Source organism: Arthrobacter sp. Y3221157 (assembly GCF_059089865.1).
In genome coordinates this window covers 1-21,261 of record NZ_JBNHFD010000036.1, presented here as the reverse complement: position 1 = coordinate 21,261, position 21,261 = coordinate 1, and the positions used below count along the sequence as shown (strand labels likewise).

The following is a 21,261-nucleotide window of genomic DNA, read 5'->3' as shown; positions in this document are numbered from 1 at the left end:
CCGCCGTTGTGTGACCTCGCTTCGCTAGGGTGGGCCGCCCAGTGGCAGGAGGATGGAAGGCCTCAGGTCCATGACGAACTGCAGGGGATTGACGTAATCGTCGCCCCGACGCACGCCCCAATGGATGCAGGCTGCAGTTCCGCAATGGCCGGGAAGTGCCGTGCCCACAACCTGGCCGGCGGCGACTGCGGCCCCGGCCGCGAGGGTACTCTCAACCGGTTCGAAGCTGCTCCGCAGTCCGTTTCCGTGGTCGATGGTGATCACGGGACGGTCAACCACGACGCCCACGAAGCTGACCGTACCGGCTGCCGGAGAGGTAACCGCCACACCGTTATGCGCTGCCGCGAGGTCCACGCCCCTGTGCCCGCTCAGCCATGGCTTCGGTGGAGGATCGAAATCCCGCAGCACCCGCGGCCGGGGCGCCAGCGGCCACTGCCAGGAGGGTGCCGCAACATCGGGGCCAATGTCCTCGGCCGTCGTCGTCCCTGCCGGGGCCGAAAGGGGAGCGGGGCCGAACGGCGGGGGTTGTGCTGCGGACCCCACCGAAGCGGGGAGCATTAGCAGTGCGGCCAGGAGAAGCTGGGGTTTCATGGAGCCAGCATGCGCCCGGATAAGCGGGGCCGGCAGGCAGGGCGGGACCTATGTGGATAAGCCGTTCCTGCCGGCCGCTGCTGTCCGGCGGAAGCGGGTCCCTGTAGTACACTTGGTGGAGCAGTTTGCTGCGCCCTCAACGCTTCCCGTACCAGTGGATCACCCTTGCGGTGTATCAGCCTGTCCGGATTGCGTCGGCACGCCCCATTCAGGAGTGTGGGGGAGCGGCAGCTGACTACGCGCATCCAGCCCTCCACAAGGTGAAAGCTCCAGCCCAGCCTTTGGCGGATCACGCCTCCTGCGGTCCGTGCCCTCCGGCGCGGATGGGAAGCGTGATGGATGCCAGGAGCACGGCCCAACCCCGGGCCACGCTAAATCAACCGTCAACTATTGGCAGGGTAAGAAGCCTGAGGGCTCTCTCATGAATGACCTGCCGGAAGGAGCGTCGGCATGCCCGTCGTAACCATGCGCCAGCTGCTTGACAGCGGCGTCCACTTTGGACACCAGACCCGCCGTTGGAACCCGAAGATGAAGCGCTTCATCTTCACCGAGCGCAACGGCATCTACATCATCGACCTGCAGCAGTCGCTGTCCTACATCGACCGCGCCTACGAGTTCGTCAAGGCCACTGTTGCCCACGGCGGCACCGTGCTCTTCGTCGGCACCAAGAAGCAGGCCCAGGAAGCAATTGCCGAGCAGGCAACCCGCGTTGGCCAGCCCTACGTCAACCAGCGCTGGCTCGGCGGTATGCTGACCAACTTCCAGACCGTCGCCAAGCGCATCCAGCGCATGAAGGAACTCGAAGAGATCGACTTCGACGACGTCGCCGGTTCCGCGTACACCAAGAAGGAGCTGCTGCTCCTCAAGCGCGAACTCACCAAGCTCGAGTCCAACCTCGGCGGTATCCGCAACCTGACCAAGGCACCGTCCCTGCTCTGGGTCGTGGACACCAAGAAGGAACACCTCGCCGTTGACGAGGCCAAGAAGCTGAACATCCCGGTTGTGGCCATCCTGGACACCAACTGCGATCCGGACGAAGTCGACTTCCCGATCCCGGGCAACGACGACGCCATCCGCTCCGTGAACCTCCTGACCCGCGTTGTTGCCGACGCTGTTGCCGAGGGCCTCATCGCCCGCAACAACCGCGGCTCGGGCGCTGCCGAAGCTCCGGAAGAGCCGCTGGCCGAGTGGGAGCGCGAACTCCTCGAAGGCAGCAAGGCCGAAGAGGCTGCTGCCCCTGCCGCGGCAGAAGAAGCTGAAGCTCCGGCTGCCGCCGAAGCTCCCGCCGACGACGCCAAGTAAGACAACTAAATCCGGATTCTCCGCGCTGCCTGCAGCCGGAGCTGCTGACAGGATGGCCGCCCATGAAGATGGGCAGCCGTCCTGTCGGTCCGTACACCACAACAAATTTCTAGACAGAGGGGTTCACATGGCGAACTACACTGCCGCGGACATCAAGGCCCTGCGCGAGCGCACCGGCGCCGGCATGATGGACGTCAAGAAGGCTCTTGACGAAGCCAACGGCGACGCCGAGAAGGCCATCGAAATCATCCGCATCAAGGGCCTCAAGGGCGCCACCAAGCGTGAAGGCCGCTCCACCGCCGAAGGCCTCGTGGCTGCCAAGGTCAGCAACGGCGTCGGCGTCATGATCGAGGTCAACTGCGAGACCGACTTCGTTGCCAAGGCTGAAAAGTTCATCCAGCTGGCTGACAAGGTCCTGGCCGTTGCCGTCGAGTCCGGCGCTGCCGACCTGGAGACCCTGCTCGCCACCGAGGTCGACGGCAAGCCGCTGTCCGAGGTCGTCGTCGAAGAAGGCGCCGTTCTGGGCGAAAAGGTTGTTGTCCGCCGCATCTCCCGCGTTGAGGGTGCCACGGTTGACGCCTACCTGCACAAGACCTCCAAGGACCTGCCCGCCCAGGTTGGCGTGCTGTTCGCAGTCGACGGTGAAGGCGAAGCCGCTGCCACCGCCGCCCACGACGTTGCCGTGCACATCGCCGCGATGGCCCCGAACTACCTGACCCGCGACGACGTTCCGTCCGAGCTGGTGGAGTCCGAGCGCCGCATCGCCGAAGAAACCGCCAAGGCCGAAGGCAAGCCCGAAGCCGCCCTCACCAAGATCGTGGAAGGCCGCGTGACCGGCTTCTACAAGGGCGAGGTCCTGGTTGACCAGGCATTCGCGAAGGACGCCAAGAAGTCCGTGGCACAGGTCCTCGAAGAGGCCGGTGTCAAGGGAACCGCGTTCACGCGTTTCCGCGTCGGCTCCTAGTCGAAACTGCAAGGGGGTGGCCACTTCGGTGGCCGCCCCTTTTGCATGCACGCGATCTGTGCGAACCGCCGCCGGTATCGACCTTTGGTACCGGCAGGATAACCTTTTTTCAGAGTCATCAACGGGAAGGCATCATGGAAGCCGTCAACACTGTAATCCAGCCAGAGAAAAGCAGGCGCCGGGTCCTCCTGAAGCTTTCCGGCGAGGTCTTCGGCGGCGGGAAACTGGGCGTCGACCCCGAAACCGTCCGCGACGTCGCCAAGCAGATCGCTGCGGCCGTCCCCGAAGTTGAAGTGGCCATCGTGGTTGGCGGCGGCAACTTCTTCCGCGGCGCCGAACTGTCCCAGAGCGGCATGGACCGCTCCCGCGCCGACTACATGGGCATGCTGGGAACCGTCATGAACTGCCTGGCCCTCCAGGACTTCCTGGAACAGGCCGGCGTGGAGACCCGTGTCCAGAGCGCCATCACCATGGGCCAGGTGGCCGAGGCCTACATTCCCCGCCGCGCCATCCGGCACATGGAAAAGGGTCGCGTGGTGATCTTCGGCGCCGGAGCGGGCTTGCCCTACTTCTCCACCGATACCGTTGCCGCGCAGCGCGCGCTCGAGGTCCACGCCGACGTCGTCCTGATGGCCAAGAGCGGAGTGGACGCCGTATACACGGCCGATCCCAAGAAGGACCCCTCTGCCGAGCGGCTTGAAACGCTCAGCTACGACGATGCGCTCCGCCGCGACATCCGTGTCATGGACCAGACGGCCATGACCATGTGCAAGGACAACAACCTCTCCATGGTGGTGTTCGGCATGGAAGGTGAAGGCAACGTCACCCGCGCCATCCTCGGCGAAAAGCTGGGCACGCTGGTCACTGCCTAGCTGCGGCTAGGATGTTTTCAGGACAGTTCCGCCCCCCGCCTTCCAGGACGGGGGACGGAAACAGCAACCGAGAACCATGTGCACGGAGCCGGCGCCCCGGACTGCACCACAACCGTCAGGAGAGACCGTGATAGAAGAAACCTTGCTCGAAGCCGAAGAGAAGATGGACAAGGCTGTAGAAGTGGCCAAGGAAGACTTCGCCGCCGTCCGCACCGGCCGGGCCAACCCGGGACTCTACAACAAGGTCCTGGTGGACTACTACGGTTCCCCCACGCCGCTGCAGCAGCTGGCCTCGTTCGCCATCCCGGACGCGCGGACCATCCTGATCACCCCGTTCGACAAGGCCGCGATGCGCGATATCGAACGCGCGCTGAGCGACTCCGAGGTAGGCGCCAACCCGTCCAACGACGGCAACGTCATCCGGATCACCATTCCGGAACTGACCAAGGAACGCCGCAAGGAATACGTCAAGATCGTTAAGACCAAGGGCGAAGACGCCAAGATCTCCATCCGGAACATCCGGCGCAAGGCCAAGGAAACCCTGGACCGGCTGGTCAAGGACGGCGAGGCCGGCGAGGACGAGGGCACCCGCGCCGAGAAGGAACTGGACAGCATCACCAAGGCCCACGTGGATGGCATCGACGAGCTCCTGAAGCGCAAGGAAGCAGAGCTGCTCGAAGTCTAATGGGCCAGGCAGATCAGGCCCCGGCACCACGGGCACGCACACGGGGGAAGCAGCCCAGGAGCAATCCGACGCCGAAGGCCGGCCGCAACCTGCCGGCCGCCGTCGTGGTGGGCCTTGCCATGCTCTTTGCAGTGCTGGGCGGACTCCTGTTCCTCCCGCTCGCCTTCGTTGCCGTCACCACGGCCTTCGCCGTCTTCGGCGTCTGGGAAATCTATCGGGCGCTGGAAGCCAACGGAACCAGGATGCCCATCGTGCCGGTCATGACCGGCACGGTGGCCATGCCGTTCGTGGCCTACTTCGGCGGTATCGAAAGCCTGCTGTTCGGCATGCTGCTCAGTTCTGTGGCCGTGCTCCTGTGGCGGTCCATCGAAAGCGCAGCAGGCTCGGCCAACAGTATCTTTGCCGGCGTCTTCACCCTGGGCTGGGTCCCGTTCTTCATCAGCTTCGCGGCGCTGCCGCTGCACGCCACCGGCGGGGCCTCCGCGCTGGGGTTCTGGCCCGGCGGGACCATTCCCGAAGGGGCGTGGCAGGTGGCGGTGATGCTCCTGCTGGTCGTGTCCAACGACACCTTCGGCTACCTGGTGGGTGCATCCCTGGGGAAACATCCCATGGCGCCCAAGATCAGCCCGAAGAAGTCGTGGGAGGGATTCGCCGGTTCGGTGGGCGGCGCCGTGCTCATCGGCATCCTTGCCTGCTTGTTCATCCTCGACAAGCCCTGGTGGGTGGGGGTGGTGCTGGCGGTCGGTACCGTGGCCGCTTCCACGGCCGGCGACCTCGCCGAATCCATGGTCAAGCGCGAACTGGGCGTCAAGGACATGAGCAGCATCCTGCCCGGGCATGGTGGAGTCATGGACAGGCTCGACTCCATCGTATTTGCATCCCCTGTTGTCTTTGTCCTTTACGGACTGGTCGCCGGGGCCTGACACACACCCGGCCGGCCCGGCACCCCTAAACTGGTGCACCGGCGCTACGGCCGAAGAGCATTGAAGGAATCACAGTGGCATTGGACATTCATCGGCAGATCCCCGGGTCCTTTGAGCGCGTGCAGCGCAGCGAGTACGGGTACAACGCCAGGCAGGTTGACCAGTTCCTGCAGCGCGCGCGGGTTTCCCTGGAGACCCCCGAAGCCGCAACCCATCCCGTCAACAGTGCCGACGTCCGGGCTGTCTCCTTTGATCCGGTCAAGGGCGGCTACTCTGCCGCGGTGGTGGACGCTGCCCTGGACCGGCTGGAGGACGCCTTCGCCAGGAGGGAACGGGATGAACTGATTGCAGCCCAGGGCGAGGAAGCCTGGCTGCGGGAGATCGGGAGCCTTTCCGGGATCCTCCGCGGGCGGTTGCACCGGCCCGACGGCGAGCGTTTCCGCCGCCCAGCCAGGAAGAAGGCGCGCAGCTACAACACGGAAGACGTCGACCGCTTGTGCCGGGAACTCGTGGCGTACCTGGAACAGGACAAGCCGCTGAGCGTGGACAGCGTCCGCCGGGCGGTATTCCGGCCCGCCGTCGGCCGCGAAGGCTACGAGGAAGCCCAGGTGGATGCGTTCCTGGACCGGGTGGTCGAACTGATGGCTGCGATCGACTGACCCGGCCGGCCGGGGGATTCTCAGGCGTACATGAGGCCTTCGTTGCCGACATTCATCACCCGGACCTGGGTGGGCAGGCCCATTGCCACGTCAATGAAGAGGACTATCACGGCCAGCAGGACGAACGCATCCGAAAACCTCGGTGAATCAGCGTTCCGTGGCCAGCGGCCGCTCCGGGGTGTGCAGGCGGGTCATGACCCGTGCCATGGACTTCGGTACCCGCGGGGCAGTGGCGAGTGAAACAACCACCATCACCGCGAAGGCTGCGGGGACGCTCCACGCAGCCGGCTGTGCCAGCCAGCCAGGGGTATTCCCGGCCCCGGCCACCGCGCTCGTGATCATGGCCCCGCCGCACAGAAGCCCGCCGGTCACCATCCCGGCGATGGCGCCGGCGTCGGTGAGGCCCCGCCACCAGATGCCCAAGAGCAGGACGGGACAAACGGTGGAGGCGGTAAAGGCGAATACCAGGCCTACGCTGCCGGCCAGGGTGAAGGAATCGGTCACGAAGGCAAATCCCAGCGGCACGACGGCGGACACTACCGCCGCGAGCCGGAACCCGTTAACGCCGGCGCCCAGGACGTCCTGGCTGATCACGCCAGCCAGGGAGACCACCAGGCCCGACGTGGTGGACAGGAACGCGGCGAACGCGCCCGCCACCACCAGCGCCGAGAGCAGTTCCCCGGCCGTTCCGCCCACCAGTTTCCCCGGAAGCAGGAGCACCACTGCGTCGGCCTGGCCGGAACGAGCCAGGTCCGGGGCAAACATTCGTGCCACTAGACCGCAGGCGGTGGGAAACAGGTAGAAGACGGAGAGCAGCCCCAGGACGATCAGGGTGGTCCGCCGCGCGGAATGCCCGTCCGGGTTGGTGTAGAACCGGACCAGCACGTGCGGCAGCCCCAGCGTGCCGAACAGCAGGGCCACCATCAGGGAAATGCCCTGGTAGAGCCCGGCAGGGGGTGCACCGGTGGGATTGACCGCCGGCGGCGACAGCTCGGGGGTGCCGTTGCCGGCGAGCATGAACATGATGAACAGCACGGGCACCGCCAGGGCTGTCAGCTTCAGCCAGTACTGGAACGCCTGGACGAACGTGATGGAGCGCATCCCGCCAGCCACCACCGTGAGGCAGACGACCACCACGACAGCCAGGGAACCCACCCACGACGGCAGGCCGGTGGTGATCCGGATGGTCAGGGCGGCGCCCTGGAGCTGCGGGACGATGTAGAGCCAGCCCACCAGCACCACCACCAGGCTGGTGACCTTGCGGGCGGCCCGCGAGTCCAGCCTGGCCTCGGTGAAATCAGGAATCGTGTACGCGCCGGAGCGCCGCAGCGGCGCCGCCACGAACAGCAGCAGCATCAGGTACCCCGCCGTGTATCCCACCGGAAACCACAGCGCGTCGGTACCGGACAGCAGGATGAGTCCGGCCACACCCAGGAAACTCGCGGCGGACAGGTACTCGCCGCCAATGGCCGAGGCATTCCACCAGGGGCGCACGGTCCGTGATGCCACATAGAAGTCGCCGGTGGTGCGGGAGATCCGCAGGCCGTAAAAGCCGATCACCGCTGTGGCCACGGAAACCACGGCCAGGGCGGTGATCGCGACGCCGGGATTCACTGTGGCGTCACCTTGCCCTGCCCGCCAGCACCCTGGTCACCGGCACCATGCTCGTTGGGCACCGCGCTCACTGGTCACCGGCCAGGTCGCGGTAGCGGGCCTCGTTGCGGGCGGCAGTCCGGATGTACAGCCACGCGCTGAGCCCGATCACGGGGTAGATTCCCACCCCCAGCAGGAGCCAGCCGAACGGGATTCCCGCCACGCGGGCTTCGGACAAGCCCGGGACTGTTGCCAGGAGCAGCGGAAACGCGGCAAGGATCAGCAGGAAGCCGAAAGCCACCACCAGGGCCAGCCGCAGCTGCGACCTGATCAGGGACCGGACGAAAACCTGGCCCACGTCCGATTCCAGCGCGGCTTCGCGGCTCTCCTGCGCGGCCCGGGCCGAGGTGGCGGGAGCGGTCACGCGCACCCTGGTCATGCGCTGGGCCTGATCCGGGTGGCCTCAAGCTTTTCCCGCACCAGGGGCAGGTGTCGCCGGCTGATCGGAAGGCTGGCCCCTGCCACCGTGACGCAGGGACCGTCGGCCGCAAGCTTCATGGAGGTGACGTGCTTGAGTGACACCAGGTAGGAACGGTGCGTGCGGATAAAACCGGCCTCCGCCCACTGCTGCTCAAGATCGGCCAGCGGCACCCGGATGAGGTAGCTGGCGTCGGCTGTGTGGAGCCGGGCATAGTCTCCCTGCGCCTGCACGTGCGTGACGTCGTCGCGCCTGATCATTTTGGTGGTTCCGCCCTGGTCCACCGTGATCATCTCCGGCGAGCCGCCGCCGTCGCGCAGCTCTGCGATCCGGCCCACCGACCGGGCCAGGCGCTCTGCCCGGATGGGCTTGAGGAGGTAGTCGACGGCGGCGAGTTCGAAGGCCGCCAGGGCGTGTTCCTCGTCCGCGGTGACAAACACTACCGCCGGCGGGTTGCTGCTCGTGGAAATGGCGCGGGCGACGTCCAGTCCGGAGACGGCCGGCATATGGATGTCCAGGAAGACGGCGTCCACGGACCCGGTGGACAAGGCCCGGAGGGCTTCGGTCCCGGACGTCGCGCGGAAGATTTTGCCAATCCGGCCGTCCCTGCCCAGCAGGAACGCGAGTTCTTCCACGGCGGGCAGCTCATCATCAACGACGAGGACGTTAATCATCCTCCTAGGGTAGCTTTCCGGCGGCGGAAGCCGGATCAGGCGTCATGGCCGGGCTGGGACTTGGGCACCCGCATGGTGATCAGGGTGCCTTCGCCTGGGGCTGTCTCGATGACCAGGCCGTGGTCGTTGCCGTAGACCTGGCGGAGCCGGGCGTCCACGTTCCGCAGCCCCACGTGCTCGCCATCGGTATGCCCGGCGAGCATTGACTGGAGCTGCGCCGGGTCCATGCCCACGCCGTCGTCCTCGATGGTCACCTCGGCGAACGCTCCTGCGTCTTCCGCCGTGATGCTGATGTGGCCCGGCCCTTCCTTGGCTTCCAGGCCGTGCCGCACGGCGTTCTCCACCAGCGGCTGCAGGCTGAGGAACGGGATCACCGTGCTGAGCACCTCGGGCGCCACCCGCAGGCTGACCTGCACCCGCTCGCCGAAGCGGGCGCGCTCCAACAGCAGGTAGCGGTCAATGCAGCGCAGTTCCTCGGCGAGCGTGGTGAAGTCCCCGTGCCGGCGGAACGAATAGCGCGTGAAGTCCGCGAACTCGACCACCAGTTCCCGCGCCCGCTGGGGATCCGTGTTGATGAAGGAGGCGATGGCGTTGAGGGAGTTGTAGATGAAGTGCGGGCTGATCTGGGCCCGCAGCGCCCGCACCTCGGCTTCCATCAGCAGGGTCCGGGACGCTTCCAGCTCCGCCAGCTCCACCTGGACCGCCACCCAGTCCGCCACCTCGCCGGTGGCCCGCACCAGTCCGGCGCCGGCCGACGGCGGGTGGCCGGCCGCCGTCGGAGCGTTCCTTGCCACGGGGGTACTGATAGCCCTGACCGGCCTGGTGCCGGCACTGGGCCGGCTGATGGCACGGATCCCGACGTCGCTGGCGCAGGCCATGCTCGCCGGCGTGCTCCTGCAGCTTTGCCTCGCACCGTTCAAGGCCCTGGGCACCGTCCCCCTGCTGGTGGGTCCGGTCATCATCTGCTGGCTGCTGCTGATGAGGTTCGCGCCGCGCTGGGCAGTGCCGGGTGCCCTGCTGGTTGCCCTCGGAGTGATCGCCGTTGCGCTGGCGGCCAGCGGGACAGGCATCCCGCAAACAACTTTGCTGCCCACGCTGGTCTGGACCACCCCGTCGTTCAGCCTGCAGGCCATGGTGGGCATAGCCCTGCCGCTGTTCGTGGTGACCATGGCTTCGCAGAATGTACCCGGGGTGGCAGTCCTGCGCTCCTTCGGATACGACACACCGTGGCGGCCGGCCATGCTGGTGACCGGCGCGGGCACTGCCCTCGGCGCGTCCTTCGGTGGCCACGCCATCAACCTCGCCGCGCTGAGCGCCGCGCTTGCCGCGGGTGAAGAGGCCGGCCACGACCGGAGCCGGCGGTGGGTTGCCGGTGTCACCTCCGGCCTTGCCTACCTGGTCCTGGCTGCATTCTCGGCGGCCCTCGTCACCCTGGTCAACGCCGCGCCCGGGGGGATGCTGGAAGCCGTGGCCGGACTGGCGCTGCTGGGGACCCTGGCCGCCGCAGTCTCCGCGGCACTGGCCGATCCCGAGGACAGAATTGCCCCGTCCGTCACCTTCCTGGCTGCGGCGTCCGGGCTGGCTTTCCTGGGCATCGGCTCGGCATTCTGGGCACTGGCTGCCGGCCTGCTGGTCCGGGCCGTCCTGAAGCCCCGCCTCCCCCGGGCTGCAGGCTAGCCGCTAGGAGGGTTCGTGGTTCTGGCCCTCGCGGGCCAGCGCGGTGAGGCGCGATACGGCACGGAAGTACTTCTTCATGTAGCCGCCCGTCATCATTTCCTCGGTGAAGAGCTTGTCGAACGGGACGCCGCTGGCAAGGATGGGGACGTCCTTGTCGTAGAGGCGGTCGGCGAGGACCACGAACCGCAGCGCCACGGCCTGCTCGGTGATGGTTTCCACGTTCCGCCACACCACACCGTCGATGCCGTCGATCAGCTGCCGGTAACGGCTGGGGTGCACGCCCGCGAGGTGGTGGATCAGCGTGGAGAATTCGTCCTGGGCCACCGTCTTGCCGTCGAACTCTGCCTTCATGTGCGAGGACAGTTCGCTGTTCTTCAGGGGCGCCGGCGCGGCTGGCAGCCCGCGGTGCCGGAAGTCCTCGCCGTCAATCCGGATGACGTCGAACTGGTCCGCCAACACCTGGATCTCACGCTGGAAGTCCACCGCTGCGAACCGCCCGTCACCCAGGGAACCAGGCAGCGTATTGGACGTTGCGGCGAGTTTGACGCCGGCGTCGGCCAGTTCCCGCATCAGCCGGGACATCAGGACGGTGTCGCCCGGATCGTCCAGTTCGAACTCGTCAATGCAGACCAGCCTGTAGCTGCTGAGTGCGTCCACGGTTTTCCGGAAGGACAGGGCGCCCACCAGGTTGGTGTATTCAACGAACGTGCCGAAGGCCTTGGGGCCCGGGGACGCGTGCCACAGCGAGGCCAGCAGGTGGGTCTTGCCCACGCCGAAGCCGCCGTCCAGGTAGATCCCGGCGCGGGAGTCGTCCTTCTTGCCGAACAGCTTCTTGAACAGGCCGCCGCCGCCGTTGGCCGGGCCCACGCCGTCGGCGAAACCCTGGAGTGCCCGGACTGCCGCGGCCTGGCTCGGCTGCTTGGGGTCCGGACGGTAGCTGGCGAATGACACCTGGCCGAACCGGGGCGAGGGATAGAAGCCCTGGAGGAGTTCATCCACCGAAACTGCCGGGGTGCGGGCGGCAAGCTGTTCGATCTGTACCAAGGTGGTCCGTTCTGCTGGTAGGAGGTCCCCAGAAAGGATACCGGCAATGCGGTGCCCCGCCCGGTTTCCCGGCCTGCTGCCGGCGCCGCAGTGACCAAGGCAACATTTCGTCCTGTTAACGGAATACGGACAACGTGCGGGGCGGTGGCTAGTGTGGGAACAGATCCCGACGCCGGTGCCACTCCAGGTCCAGCGGTCCTCCCGTGTCTCTAATGAAAGGCCATCACCAATGCCCTACCCCGTTGAGCAGAACGAGAAGTTCGCCGCCTACGCCCACCCCGAGCGCCTGGTCTCCACTGAATGGCTTGCTGCAGCCCTTGCAGAGGGTGCCGTGGCCAACGGCGACCTGGTGGTCGTTGAGTCCGACGAGGACGTGCTCCTGTACGAAACAGGCCACATCCCCGGTGCCGTGAAGATTGACTGGCACACGGACTTGAACGACGAGGTGACGCGCGACTATGTGGACGGAGCCGCCTTCGCCAAGCTCGCGGCGTCGAAGGGCATTTCCCGGGACACAACAGTGGTCATCTACGGCGACAAGTCCAACTGGTGGGCCGCCTATGCCCTGTGGGTCTTCACCCTTTTCGGCCACCAGGACGTCCGGCTGCTCGACGGCGGCCGGGACAAGTGGATTGCCGAAGGCCGGGAACTGACCAAGGACAAGCCCGCACCCGCCGCCGGCAACTACCCCGTGGTGGAGCGCGACGACGCTCCCATCCGCGCGTTCAAGGAAGACGTCCTGGCGCACCTGGGCACCGGGCCGCTGATCGACGTCCGCTCCCCGGAGGAGTACACGGGCCAGCGCACGCACATGCCCGCCTACCCGGAGGAAGGCGCCCTGCGCGGCGGCCACATCCCCACCGCCGCCTCCGTCCCCTGGGCACGGGCCGCCGCAGCTGACGGCACCTACCGGAGCCGCGAGGAACTCGAGGCCATCTACCTGGGCGAGGCCGGCCTCACCGCGGGCGACGACGTGGTGGCCTACTGCCGCATCGGAGAGCGCTCCAGCCACACCTGGTTCGCCCTCAAGTACCTCCTGGGCTTCGAGTCCGTCCGCAACTATGACGGCTCATGGACCGAGTGGGGCAATGCTGTCCGCGTCCCGATCGTCAAGGGCGCCGAGCGCGGTTCCGTTTCCGTCCCGGCAGGAGTCTGACGCGGACACCGTCCCGCGTAAACTTGGACTGATGACTACTCAAGCCTTGCCCTCCGCCCTGGCGGCCATCGTCGACGACTTCCAGGCCCTCAGCGAACCCGAGAGGCTGCAGCTGCTGCTGGAGTTCTCCGAGGGACTGCCGCCGCTTCCGGAGCGGCTGAACGACCATCCCGAGCTCCTCGAGCAGGTGGTGGAGTGCCAGTCGCCGCTGTTCCTCACCATTGAGACGGAGAAGAACGACGGCGGGCAGGCGCCTGCCGTGCGCCTGTACTTCAAGGCCCCGGCCGAGGCTCCCACCACGCGCGGTTTCGCCGGCGTCCTGCATGAGGGGCTTGACGGGCTGTCGCCCCAAGAGATCCTCTCGGTGCCGGACGACATGCCCGAACTTCTCGGCCTCACCCGGGCCATCACGCCGCTGCGCATGCGCGGCATGACGGCAATGCTGGGAAGGATCAAGCGCAAGGTCGCCGCTGCCGGCGCCGTCCGCGCCTGATCGGCCTACCGGTGGCACGCAAGAGCGCTTTCCAGGGAACCCCGGCCACAGCGGCACTGACCGCGGCCGGGGTTCCCTTTGTGCTGCACCCCTATACCCACGATCCCTCGGTGGCCAGCTACGGGACCGAAGCCGCGGAAGTCCTGGGCATCGATCCGGCCCGCGTGTTCAAAACGCTGATGGTCGAGGTGGAGGGAAAGCTGGCGGTGGGGATCGTGCCTGTCAGCGGAAGCCTTGACCTGAAGGCCTTTGCCGCCGCCATGGGGGCGAAAAAGGCGGCAATGGCTGATCCCGCTGCAGCCCAGCGGAGGACCGGTTATGTCCTTGGCGGCATCTCCCCGCTTGGCCAGCGGCTGCCCTCCCCCACTGTGCTGGACTCCAGCGCCCTCACGCTGGAAAGCCTGCTCGTTTCCGGGGGTAAGCGGGGCCTGGATGTCGAACTCGCCCCGGCAGACCTTGTCCGACTGACCAACGCCGCCACGGCACCGATCAGTTCGATGGCGTAGGGCGACGCCAAGATATGTCTGCCGCGCCTGTCCCCATGTCCCCCGGGTTCAGCCTAGGTGCAAGCTGCTGCCGCAGCCACGCTTTCACGAGGCCCTCCCAGCGTTCCGGGTCCACGTTCCATTCCTTCGTGTGGCGGGCCTGGTGGAAGGGCTCGAAGGTGACCATCTCCGGATTCCGTTCCGCCAGCAGCGTGGACGGCGTGTACGGCACATATTCGTCGTCAACGCTGTGGATGATCAGCGTGGGCGTCCTCAGTTCCACGGCGCGGGACACCCAATCCATCTCTTTCAGGTCCACGGGCGCGGCGAGCCCGGTCAGCCTGCGTCCCAGCGGATGCCCGAGCATCAGCTGCCCGTACCGGCCCACCAGGGACGGAATCCGGTTGATTTGCGCATGGTGCGCCAGGACGTTCACCCAGTCGATCACCGGGGCATCGAGCACCATGGCACGGACCAGGTGCCGGTACCGGGACAGGTCAGCGGTCTGCAGGCAGATGGCACCTCCCATCGACCAGCCAAACAGCACGATTTCCTCCGCGCCGTTGGCCAGCGCGTACTCAATGGCGGATTCAATGTCCCGCCATTCCGTGGAGCCCAGGCCATACCGCCCGTCACCGGCCGAGGGCGCGAGCCCGTCGTTGCGATAGGAGACCAGCAGGCTGGTCAGGCCGAGTTCCAGCGCCGGACCCACGGCACGCAGCGCCTCTTGCCGGCTGGCGCCCCGGCCGTGCACCATCACCGCCCACGTCCGGGCAGTGCCACCGGCACGCACCAGCCACGCCGGCGCCTCGCCGCGGTCCACCGGGATCACCACGTCCTCCGCTGGAAGCCCGACGGCGGCCGGGTCCGGGTAGACAGCCCCGCTCCACCAGCCCCAGCGTGCAGTGGAAAGGTCGCCGGCGTACACTGCTTCCACTTCGCGCAGCACTGTCCGCTCCGACGGAGAATAAGACACGATCCGGCCGATCCGCGCGTGCCCCTGGCCGCCGTCGAAGAAGAACCCATACACACCGTCCACGGTTGTGTCGTCGGTGGCGGCAAGGATCACCTGCTGTTTCTGGCCGTCCCGGATCACGGCCAGCACCTCCTGGTCTGAGGTCCGCTGCCGGGAGGGGGTGATGACCCGCCGGGCGAAGTAGACCGCCAGGGCCGACGAGCCGGTGGCAAGGAGTCCGGCCAGGGCCCCGCCGCCTATCGCGCCGCCGATGGCCCACTTGGCCCGCGATGACATCCCGCCGGATTCGCTGGCGGGTGATACGGGAACCGGGCCGGTGCGCTGGAAAAGAGCCATGGCACTATTCTTACCGCCCGCGGACGGTAGCCCGCATTCCTAGACCGCGGACGCACCCGGGAGCCGGGCGGTGACCGGGTGCGGCTCCCCGGGCGCAGGGCTAGGCTAAGGCCATGAGCGAACCCATCGTCATCCTGACCGAAGAACCCCTGGGCGCGGACGACCGCGTGAACATCGAACGGCTTGTGGACGGAGCAGAGACACGCCTCCTTGTGCTGGTGCCCGCCAACACCGAGCGGCACCTGCTGGTGGATTTCCTCGAGAACCTTTCCCTGCTGGACATTGCCAAGGCTTTCCGGGAACTGGCAGCGGGCGCACCTGATCCGGGCACCGAGCGGGCCCACGCGGCGGAAACACTGGCGGCCTCGGTCGCTGCCCTCGAAGGACTGGGCAGCGGCGTTACAGGTGAGGTGGTGGAGGGCGGAGCGGTTGACGGCCTGGTGGCCAAAGTCCGCGAGACCGGCGCGTCCCAGGCAGTGGTGATCACCCGGCCCCATGCCGTGGCCGACACCTTCCATACGGACTGGGCCAACAAGGCGCAGGACCGGCTGGGCGTGCCCGTGCTGCACCTGTACGCGGGCTCGGGATTTATCGGCGACTCCTGAGCGTTGACAACCGTATGAACATCTTCGGAAACAGCATCTTCGGTAACCGGGCCACCCACGCCGTCGCGGACCCTGCCGCAGTGCAGGACACCGCCCACGAGGAGTCCGCCACGGAAACCGCCGACGGAACCGGCACCGTCCGGAAAAGCGATGCCGAATGGCGGCAGGAACTGACTCCGGAGGAGTTCTACGTCCTCCGGCAGGCCGGCACCGAGCGTCCCTTCACGGGAGAGTACTGGGACACGCACACGGCGGGCACCTACCAGTGCCGCGCCTGCGGGACGGAACTGTTCACCAGCAACGAGAAGTTCGACTCCCATTGCGGCTGGCCGTCCTTCTGGGCTCCGCTGGCTGAGGGGAAGGTCCGCTACATCCATGACCGCACCCTTGGCATGGACCGCGTGGAAGTCCGCTGCGGAACCTGCGACTCCCACCTTGGCCACGTCTTTGAGGGCGAAGGCTATGGCACTCCCACGGACCAGCGCTACTGCATCAATTCCGTGTCCCTGAAGCTGGTTCCGCGGGAAGAACCGCAGGTCAGCGGCGAAAGCCCCGAGGCCTGATCCCCCAGCACCCGGAGGGCTCGGGCCCTCCGCTTCAGCCCTGAGCAACAGTGTTTCTTGGGCTGGACCACTTTTGAGATTAGTTCTTCTGGTTGCTTGTTACGCTCCCCATAGACAGCAAGCAAACAGAAAGGCAGCCGACGATGACCGAAGTCCTGACCCCCGCACTGACCGGAATCTCCGCCACCACCCCGGACTGGCTCCGGCTCAAGGCCGCGGCCGCGGCACTCCAGCTCCTGCAGGCGCAGGACGGTTCAATCCCCGACTCGGCAGCGCATGCCGCGGCTTCCGCTTCCGTTGACGAGATCACCGCCGCGGTCCGGGCCCTGGCCCCCGCGTTCCCGCACGACGCCGCATATCTCGATGCTGCCTGCAGTGACTTCGCAGCGTGGCAGGCCGGCGGGTTCGGTGTGCCCGATTTCCTGAACTCCCTGCTCGCCTTCCAACCACAGGAGCAGCGCCGCGACGGCCTGCAGCACCTGGTCATCTTCCCCATGTACACGCAGAACGGCAGCAGCAGCCGCCTCGTGGAAGCAGTCCTCATCGAGGTCATCTGGCCGGAATTCATCGCCGGCCTGGAAAGCGGAGACTACTCCAACAAGCTGTTCGTCCCCATCCGCTTCCTGGACTTCACGGCCGGCTATGACACCAACTCCGCCGTCCTCTTCCCCGAAACCGTTGCCGTCAGCGAAACCCCCACCTTCACGTGGGGCGCGATCTTCGCCGATCGGGAAGCAGCCCGCTTCCGCCGCGTCCTGAAGGCGGCCGCCGGGATCACCTGCCTGGACCTGCCCGAAGGTGCCGCGGACATGCTCGCCGACCAGGACCTCACGGAGGCCACCTTCGTGATGTGGGACCTGATCCACGACCGCACCCACATGCGCGGCGACCTGCCCTTCGACCCGTTCATGATCAAGCAGCGCATGCCGTTCTTCCTGTACTCCCTGGAAGAGCTCCGCTGCGACCTGACTGCCTTCCGCGAGTCCGTGCGGATCGAGCAGGACGAGGACGCGGATCCGGAGGCACGCCGGCACGCGAAGCTGGTGCAGTACGCCATCATCTTCGACCGCATCTTCCGCTTCGCCATCACTGGCAGCCGGGTCCGCAACTACGACGGCCTGGGCGGACAACTCCTTTTCGCGTGGCTGCACCAGCACCATGTCCTCCACTGGACCGACACCCGGCTCACCATCGACTGGGATGAAGTGGCTGACGCCGTCATTGCCCTCGGCACCGCCATTGATGACCTGTACTGGCGCTCCATCGACCGGCCCAAGACCGCGCACTGGCTGGCCGCCTACGAGCTGATCTCCGCGACCGTCACCCCAAATCCGGCGTCGGTCTGGGCCAAGGGACCGGAAGCGCTGCCCCTCGCGGGTCCGCCGCGGGGCCTCACCGACCAGGTGCTGGACGACGAGTTCCCGCTGTCCATGTTCTACGAGGCATTGGAAAAGAAAATGCGCCCCGTTATCGAATCCACCGCCGGCATCACCGGCAGCTCCGCACTGTGAGCAGCCCCCGGAACGGCGAACTACCGCTGAACGTCCTGGTCACGGGCGGCAGCGGCGCCTCCGGCGTGGCGGTGGCCCGCGCGCTCCACCAGGCCGGCTGCCGAATCTTCACGGTCGGCTCCGACCGGCACCGGATCGAGGCAGCGGCACAGCAGGCGGGCGACGGCGTCACCCCCCTGGTGTGCGACCTTGCCAGGCTCGACGACGTCCGGCGGCTGCGGGAGGAAGTTTCCGCAGCCGCGGGGCCGGTGGACGCGGTAATCCACCTGGTGGGCGGCTGGCGCGGCGCCTCCGGCATCCCGGACCAGTCCGACGAGGACTGGGACTTCCTGCACCAGGGCGCAGTCACCACACTGCGCAATGTCTCCCGCGTGTTCTTCGATGACATCGCCGCCTCGGGCAACGGCAGGTTCGTTATGGTCTCCTCCACGGCCCTTGACCAGCCCACGGCAGGCGTGGCCAGCTATGTCGCAGCCAAGGCGGCCGCTGAAGCCTGGACCATGGCGATGGCAGACGGCTTCCGCAAGGTGGACGGCGGGCAGGCTGCCGCCGTCGTGCTGGTGGTGAAGGCCTTGGTGGACGAAGGCCTGCGGCGCAGCCACCCGGAACGCTCCTTCCCGGGCGCCACGGACGTGGAGGAGCTGGCGGCCGCCGTCGTCCGGCTCTTCAAGGCGCCCGCGGACGAACTGAACGGCACGCGCCTCCGGCTGGCCGGCCAGCCGCCGCAGTGACTGTACCTAGACTGAAAGCGTGAGCAAAAGCATGACAACAACAACGGCAGAAACCGGGCACGCGGCGCGGCTGCACGATCCCGGCGTGCGTGGCTTTGCCTCGGACAACTACTCCGGCGTCCACCCCGAGATCCTCGCAGCCCTCGCCGCCGCGAACGGCGGGCACCAGGTCTCCTACGGAGAGGATGACTACACGGCACGGCTGGAAGAACTGATGGCGGAGCACTTCGGGCCAGGCATCGAATGCTTTCCCGTCTTCAACGGGACCGGTGCCAATGTCCTGGCCCTGCAGTCGCTGCTGCCCCGCTGGGGCGCCGTGGTGTGCGCCTCCACCGCGCACATCAACATGGATGAGAACGGCGCCCCCGAGCGGATCGGCGGCATCAAGCTGCTGCACGTCCCCACCCCGGACGGCAAGCTGACGCCCGAACTGATCGACCGCGAGGCCTGGGGCTGGGGCGACGAACACCGCGCCCAGCCGCTCGCCGTCTCCATCACCCAGACCACCGAGCTTGGCACCTGCTACACCCCGGAGGAAGTCCGCGCCATCGCGGGCCATGCCCACGCCCGGGGCATGAAGCTGCACATGGACGGCGCCCGGCTGGCCAACGCCGCCGCCCACCTGCAAGTTCCGCTGCGGGACTTCACCCGGGATGCCGGCGTGGACATCCTCTCTTTCGGGGGCACCAAGAACGGCCTGCTGTTCGGCGAAGTGGTGGTGGCACTCAACCCGGAGGCCGCCCACGGGCTGGTCTACCTCCGCAAGATGAACATGCAGCTGGCCTCCAAGATGCGGTTCCTGTCCGCCCAGTTCATCGCCCTCCTCGAGGGTGGCCTCTGGCTGCGGTCGGCCTCGCATGCCAACGCCATGGCTGCCCGCCTGCGCGCCGCCGTCGACACCATCGACGGAGTCCGGCCCACCCAGAAAACCGAATCCAACGGCGTCTTTGCCATGCTGCCCCCAGGCGTGGCAGACAGGCTCCGCACGTCCTTCCGGTTCTACGACTGGAACGAGGCCGCCGGGGAAGTCCGCTGGATGTGCTCCTTCGACACCACCGAGGAGGACGTTGATGCCTTCGCTGCCGCTATCCGCCACGAACTCCGCGATTACCGGAGCGGGCAGGGCACCTAGGCCGCCGGTGACGGCGAGCCTTCCCGTTCTGCCTTGGCCTGTTGCGTAATCTGCCAAGGTGAACGCACTTGACCAGGTTCCCCCGGATTTTCTCCACGCCTTGGGAACCCTCAGGAAAGCCCAGTGCCGCAAGGAACTCCGCCTCGCGGAAATTCCCGCGCCCGCGCGCCTTGCCCCCTTTGCCGTCGCATTGGGAGCAGAAGTCATGGCGCCCGGTGCCGCCACTCCTGCCACTCCCCTGCACGGACCCGCCGCAATGGCCCTGGCGGCCGCGGCGGGTTCCGGGGACGACTCCGAAACGGAGCTGGCAACCGGGCGGTTCATCCTTCTCCACGACCCCGAGGGCTCGGCCGTCTGGGATGGCGAATTCCGGATCGTGACCTACATCAGGGCCGAGCTGGAGCCGGAGATGGGCAACGACGAAATGCTTGGAACGGTGGCCTGGACCTGGCTGGTGGAAGCGCTGGAGAACCACAAGGCGCCCTACCGGGCAGCGGGCGGCACGGCCACGCGGGTCCTGTCCGAAAGCTTCGGCACCCTCGCTGAACGGCCGGGGTCCATCGACATCGAGCTCCGGGCGTCGTGGACCCCGGCGTCCTCCGACGTCACTGCCCACCTTGAAGCGTGGTCCGACATGGTATGCACGTTCGCCGGGCTGCCTCCGCTGCCCGACGGCGTGACGCCCCTGCCGCACCGGCGCCGGAACTAGTGCACGCGCACCGCTGCCGGCGTGCAGGCAGGCCGCCTTTCCGGGGCTGCCCGGTAAACTAAGGGCATCATGACCCCTAATATTCCGGAAAACACCACGGCCGGCGTCCCGGCTGCTGATACCGCACCCCACATCACGGTGGAAGGCTTCGACAGCCCCATCCCCGAAATCATCGAGCTGGCAGCACCCCGGGAGGGCGTGCCGCTGGTCATCGAAACCCAGGCCGGGCTGGAGCGGTGCGCCGCCGCCATTGCTGCCGGCACGGGCCCGGCGGGTGTTGACGCCGAACGCGCTTCCGGTTTCCGTTACGGACAGCGGGCGTTCCTGGTCCAGATCCGCCGCGAAGGCGCCGGCACCTGGCTGATCGATCCCGAACCCTTCGAAAACCTCACCATCATCAATGACGCCCTCCGCGGCGTCGAATGGATCCTCCACGCGGCCACCCAGGACCTGCCCTGCCTCCTGGAGTTGGGCATGTGGCCGGACAAGCTCTTCGATACCGAACTCGCCGCACGCCTGGCGGGCCTGCCCCGGGTTGGCCTGGCTGCGGTCATCGAGCAGCTCCTGGGATTCAGCCTCGCCAAGGAACATTCGGCAGCGGACTGGTCCACCAGGCCCCTTCCGGAACCCTGGCTCCGCTACGCCGCCCTAGACGTCGAGGTGCTCAGCGAGCTGCGTGAAGAGCTGGTGGAGCTGCTGGAAGCCGACGGGAAGCTCGGGTACGCCGAGCAGGAGTTTGCCGCCATCCTCGCTGCCGGCGTGGCCCCGCCGCGGGTTGATCCCTGGCGGAAAACCTCCGGCCTGCACCAGATCCGGGACCGCCGCCAGCTCGCCGCCGTCCGGGAGCTGTGGCTGGAACGCGACTCCCTGGCACAGAAACGGGACGTGGCACCGGGACGGCTGATTCCCGACTCCGCCCTGGTGGCGGCCGCGAAGGCTATGCCCGCCACCGTGCCGCAGTTGCTGGGCACCAAGGGATTCCATGGCAGGGCGGCACAGCGGGAGGCTCCACGCTGGCTGCGGTGCATTGCCGCCGCCCGGGACCTCGAGGAACTGCCTCCGCTGCACCTGGCGACGAACGCCCCGCCCCCGCCCCGCGTCT

General features: G+C 67.2%; 22 protein-coding genes and 2 pseudogenes. 17 read left to right on the top strand and 7 right to left on the bottom strand.

What is annotated here, in order from left to right; genetic code table 11:
* Positions 1-24: 24 nt before the first annotated feature.
* The gene (locus AC5RTT_RS11120) at positions 25-591 is read right to left on the bottom strand and encodes a M23 family metallopeptidase (protein ID WP_494145232.1); all 567 of its coding nucleotides are present in this window, start codon (positions 589-591) and stop codon (positions 25-27) included.
* A gap of 450 nt (positions 592-1,041) precedes the next feature.
* On the opposite strand from AC5RTT_RS11120, the gene rpsB reads away from it, so the two are divergent.
* The 6 genes from rpsB (at position 1,042) to AC5RTT_RS11090 (ending at position 5,996) form a co-directional block, all read left to right on the top strand.
* Complete coding sequence (rpsB, locus tag AC5RTT_RS11115) at positions 1,042-1,893, top strand: 30S ribosomal protein S2 (protein WP_009357887.1); 852 nt, start codon at positions 1,042-1,044, stop codon at positions 1,891-1,893.
* Between the two features lie 127 nt (positions 1,894-2,020).
* Positions 2,021-2,857, top strand: coding sequence for a translation elongation factor Ts (gene tsf, locus AC5RTT_RS11110; protein WP_494145231.1), 837 nt, complete (start codon positions 2,021-2,023; stop codon positions 2,855-2,857).
* Between the two features lie 134 nt (positions 2,858-2,991).
* On the top strand, positions 2,992-3,729 hold the full coding sequence (gene pyrH, locus AC5RTT_RS11105; RefSeq protein WP_009357885.1) for a UMP kinase: 738 nt from the start codon (positions 2,992-2,994) through the stop codon (positions 3,727-3,729).
* 127 nt (positions 3,730-3,856) lie between these two features.
* Entirely contained in the window at positions 3,857-4,414 is a 558-nt protein-coding gene (gene frr, locus AC5RTT_RS11100; RefSeq protein WP_494145230.1) for a ribosome recycling factor, read from the top strand.
* Positions 4,414-5,337 carry a phosphatidate cytidylyltransferase gene (locus AC5RTT_RS11095; RefSeq protein WP_494145229.1) on the top strand — a complete coding sequence of 308 codons (924 nt, stop codon included), beginning with the start codon at positions 4,414-4,416 and terminating at the stop codon, positions 5,335-5,337. Before frr ends, AC5RTT_RS11095 begins: the two co-directional genes overlap by 1 nt.
* Positions 5,338-5,411: 74 nt before the next feature.
* Positions 5,412-5,996, top strand: coding sequence for a DivIVA domain-containing protein (locus AC5RTT_RS11090; protein WP_494145228.1), 585 nt, complete (start codon positions 5,412-5,414; stop codon positions 5,994-5,996).
* 147 nt (positions 5,997-6,143) lie between these two features.
* Here the strand turns inward: AC5RTT_RS11090 and AC5RTT_RS11085 are convergent, their stop codons facing one another.
* The 4 genes and pseudogenes from AC5RTT_RS11085 to AC5RTT_RS11070 all read right to left on the bottom strand — a co-directional run.
* Entirely contained in the window at positions 6,144-7,610 is a 1,467-nt protein-coding gene (locus tag AC5RTT_RS11085; protein ID WP_494145227.1) for a sodium/solute symporter, read from the bottom strand.
* 67 nt (positions 7,611-7,677) lie between these two features.
* Complete coding sequence (locus tag AC5RTT_RS11080) at positions 7,678-8,028, bottom strand: DUF485 domain-containing protein (protein ID WP_494145226.1); 351 nt, start codon at positions 8,026-8,028, stop codon at positions 7,678-7,680.
* Entirely contained in the window at positions 8,025-8,741 is a 717-nt protein-coding gene (locus AC5RTT_RS11075) for a LytR/AlgR family response regulator transcription factor (protein WP_494145225.1), read from the bottom strand. The genes AC5RTT_RS11080 and AC5RTT_RS11075 overlap by 4 nt, the downstream gene beginning before the upstream one ends.
* A 35-nt stretch (positions 8,742-8,776) precedes the next feature.
* Positions 8,777-9,571, bottom strand: a pseudogene (locus tag AC5RTT_RS11070) (sensor histidine kinase); the annotation flags it as partial.
* Here AC5RTT_RS11070 and AC5RTT_RS11065 point away from each other — a divergent pair.
* Positions 9,492-10,418 (top strand): annotated as a pseudogene (locus AC5RTT_RS11065) (benzoate/H(+) symporter BenE family transporter); the annotation flags it as partial. The pseudogenes AC5RTT_RS11070 and AC5RTT_RS11065 overlap by 80 nt on opposite strands.
* Before the next feature lie 3 nt (positions 10,419-10,421).
* On the opposite strand, the gene zapE reads toward AC5RTT_RS11065, so the two are convergent.
* A complete protein-coding gene (zapE, locus tag AC5RTT_RS11060; RefSeq protein ID WP_494052937.1) occupies positions 10,422-11,462 on the bottom strand; it encodes a cell division protein ZapE in 1,041 nt (346 codons plus the stop codon).
* 229 nt (positions 11,463-11,691) lie between these two features.
* Between zapE and AC5RTT_RS11055 the strand changes: the two genes are divergently transcribed.
* From AC5RTT_RS11055 to ybaK, 3 genes are read left to right on the top strand one after another with little or no spacing between them, the layout of a single operon-like run.
* Positions 11,692-12,618, top strand: coding sequence for a sulfurtransferase (locus tag AC5RTT_RS11055; protein ID WP_494123703.1), 927 nt, complete (start codon positions 11,692-11,694; stop codon positions 12,616-12,618).
* Positions 12,619-12,649: 31 nt separating this feature from the next.
* Complete coding sequence (locus AC5RTT_RS11050) at positions 12,650-13,111, top strand: SufE family protein (protein ID WP_494145224.1); 462 nt, start codon at positions 12,650-12,652, stop codon at positions 13,109-13,111.
* Between the two features lie 11 nt (positions 13,112-13,122).
* A complete protein-coding gene (ybaK, locus tag AC5RTT_RS11045) occupies positions 13,123-13,617 on the top strand; it encodes a Cys-tRNA(Pro) deacylase (protein ID WP_494145223.1) in 495 nt (164 codons plus the stop codon).
* Here the strand turns inward: ybaK and AC5RTT_RS11040 are convergent.
* The gene (locus tag AC5RTT_RS11040; RefSeq protein ID WP_494145222.1) at positions 13,601-14,908 is read right to left on the bottom strand and encodes an alpha/beta hydrolase family protein; all 1,308 of its coding nucleotides are present in this window, start codon (positions 14,906-14,908) and stop codon (positions 13,601-13,603) included. The two genes, ybaK and AC5RTT_RS11040, sit on opposite strands and share 17 nt — an antisense overlap.
* A gap of 113 nt (positions 14,909-15,021) precedes the next feature.
* On the opposite strand from AC5RTT_RS11040, the gene AC5RTT_RS11035 reads away from it, so the two are divergent.
* From AC5RTT_RS11035 to AC5RTT_RS11005, 7 genes are all read left to right on the top strand, one after another.
* Positions 15,022-15,513: a hypothetical protein gene (locus AC5RTT_RS11035; RefSeq protein WP_494145221.1), complete on the top strand. Its 492-nt coding sequence runs from the start codon at positions 15,022-15,024 to the stop codon at positions 15,511-15,513.
* A gap of 14 nt (positions 15,514-15,527) precedes the next feature.
* Positions 15,528-16,076, top strand: a complete 549-nt coding sequence (gene msrB, locus AC5RTT_RS11030; protein ID WP_494145220.1) for a peptide-methionine (R)-S-oxide reductase MsrB — start codon at positions 15,528-15,530, stop codon at positions 16,074-16,076.
* Positions 16,077-16,219: 143 nt separating this feature from the next.
* Positions 16,220-17,587, top strand: a complete 1,368-nt coding sequence (locus AC5RTT_RS11025) for a DUF6421 family protein (protein ID WP_494145219.1) — start codon at positions 16,220-16,222, stop codon at positions 17,585-17,587.
* A complete protein-coding gene (locus tag AC5RTT_RS11020; protein ID WP_494145218.1) occupies positions 17,584-18,318 on the top strand; it encodes an SDR family NAD(P)-dependent oxidoreductase in 735 nt (244 codons plus the stop codon). The genes AC5RTT_RS11025 and AC5RTT_RS11020 overlap by 4 nt, the downstream gene beginning before the upstream one ends.
* 31 nt (positions 18,319-18,349) lie before the next feature.
* Complete coding sequence (locus AC5RTT_RS11015; protein WP_494145241.1) at positions 18,350-19,450, top strand: threonine aldolase family protein; 1,101 nt, start codon at positions 18,350-18,352, stop codon at positions 19,448-19,450.
* Positions 19,451-19,508: 58 nt separating this feature from the next.
* Positions 19,509-20,159: a DUF3000 domain-containing protein gene (locus tag AC5RTT_RS11010; RefSeq protein WP_494052929.1), complete on the top strand. Its 651-nt coding sequence runs from the start codon at positions 19,509-19,511 to the stop codon at positions 20,157-20,159.
* Between the two features lie 69 nt (positions 20,160-20,228).
* Positions 20,229-21,261, top strand: a 1,033-nt coding sequence (locus AC5RTT_RS11005; protein WP_494145217.1) for an HRDC domain-containing protein, incomplete at its 3' end; no start/stop codon positions are given.

What these genes read in the sequence shown, in the direction of transcription:
- AC5RTT_RS11120 (WP_494145232.1), bottom strand. Translation starts at nt 591, where the DNA reads ATGAAACCCCAGCTTCTCCTGGCCGCACTGCTAATGCTCCCCGCTTCG.
- rpsB (WP_009357887.1), top strand. Translation starts at nt 1,042, where the DNA reads ATGCCCGTCGTAACCATGCGCCAGCTGCTTGACAGCGGCGTCCACTTT.
- tsf (WP_494145231.1), top strand. Translation starts at nt 2,021, where the DNA reads ATGGCGAACTACACTGCCGCGGACATCAAGGCCCTGCGCGAGCGCACC.
- pyrH (WP_009357885.1), top strand. Translation starts at nt 2,992, where the DNA reads ATGGAAGCCGTCAACACTGTAATCCAGCCAGAGAAAAGCAGGCGCCGG.
- AC5RTT_RS11095 (WP_494145229.1), top strand. Translation starts at nt 4,414, where the DNA reads ATGGGCCAGGCAGATCAGGCCCCGGCACCACGGGCACGCACACGGGGG.
- AC5RTT_RS11080 (WP_494145226.1), bottom strand. Translation starts at nt 8,028, where the DNA reads ATGACCAGGGTGCGCGTGACCGCTCCCGCCACCTCGGCCCGGGCCGCG.
- AC5RTT_RS11075 (WP_494145225.1), bottom strand. Translation starts at nt 8,741, where the DNA reads ATGATTAACGTCCTCGTCGTTGATGATGAGCTGCCCGCCGTGGAAGAA.
- AC5RTT_RS11055 (WP_494123703.1), top strand. Translation starts at nt 11,692, where the DNA reads ATGCCCTACCCCGTTGAGCAGAACGAGAAGTTCGCCGCCTACGCCCAC.
- AC5RTT_RS11050 (WP_494145224.1), top strand. Translation starts at nt 12,650, where the DNA reads ATGACTACTCAAGCCTTGCCCTCCGCCCTGGCGGCCATCGTCGACGAC.
- AC5RTT_RS11040 (WP_494145222.1), bottom strand. Translation starts at nt 14,908, where the DNA reads ATGGCTCTTTTCCAGCGCACCGGCCCGGTTCCCGTATCACCCGCCAGC.
- AC5RTT_RS11035 (WP_494145221.1), top strand. Translation starts at nt 15,022, where the DNA reads ATGAGCGAACCCATCGTCATCCTGACCGAAGAACCCCTGGGCGCGGAC.
- msrB (WP_494145220.1), top strand. Translation starts at nt 15,528, where the DNA reads ATGAACATCTTCGGAAACAGCATCTTCGGTAACCGGGCCACCCACGCC.
- AC5RTT_RS11025 (WP_494145219.1), top strand. Translation starts at nt 16,220, where the DNA reads ATGACCGAAGTCCTGACCCCCGCACTGACCGGAATCTCCGCCACCACC.
- AC5RTT_RS11015 (WP_494145241.1), top strand. Translation starts at nt 18,350, where the DNA reads ATGACAACAACAACGGCAGAAACCGGGCACGCGGCGCGGCTGCACGAT.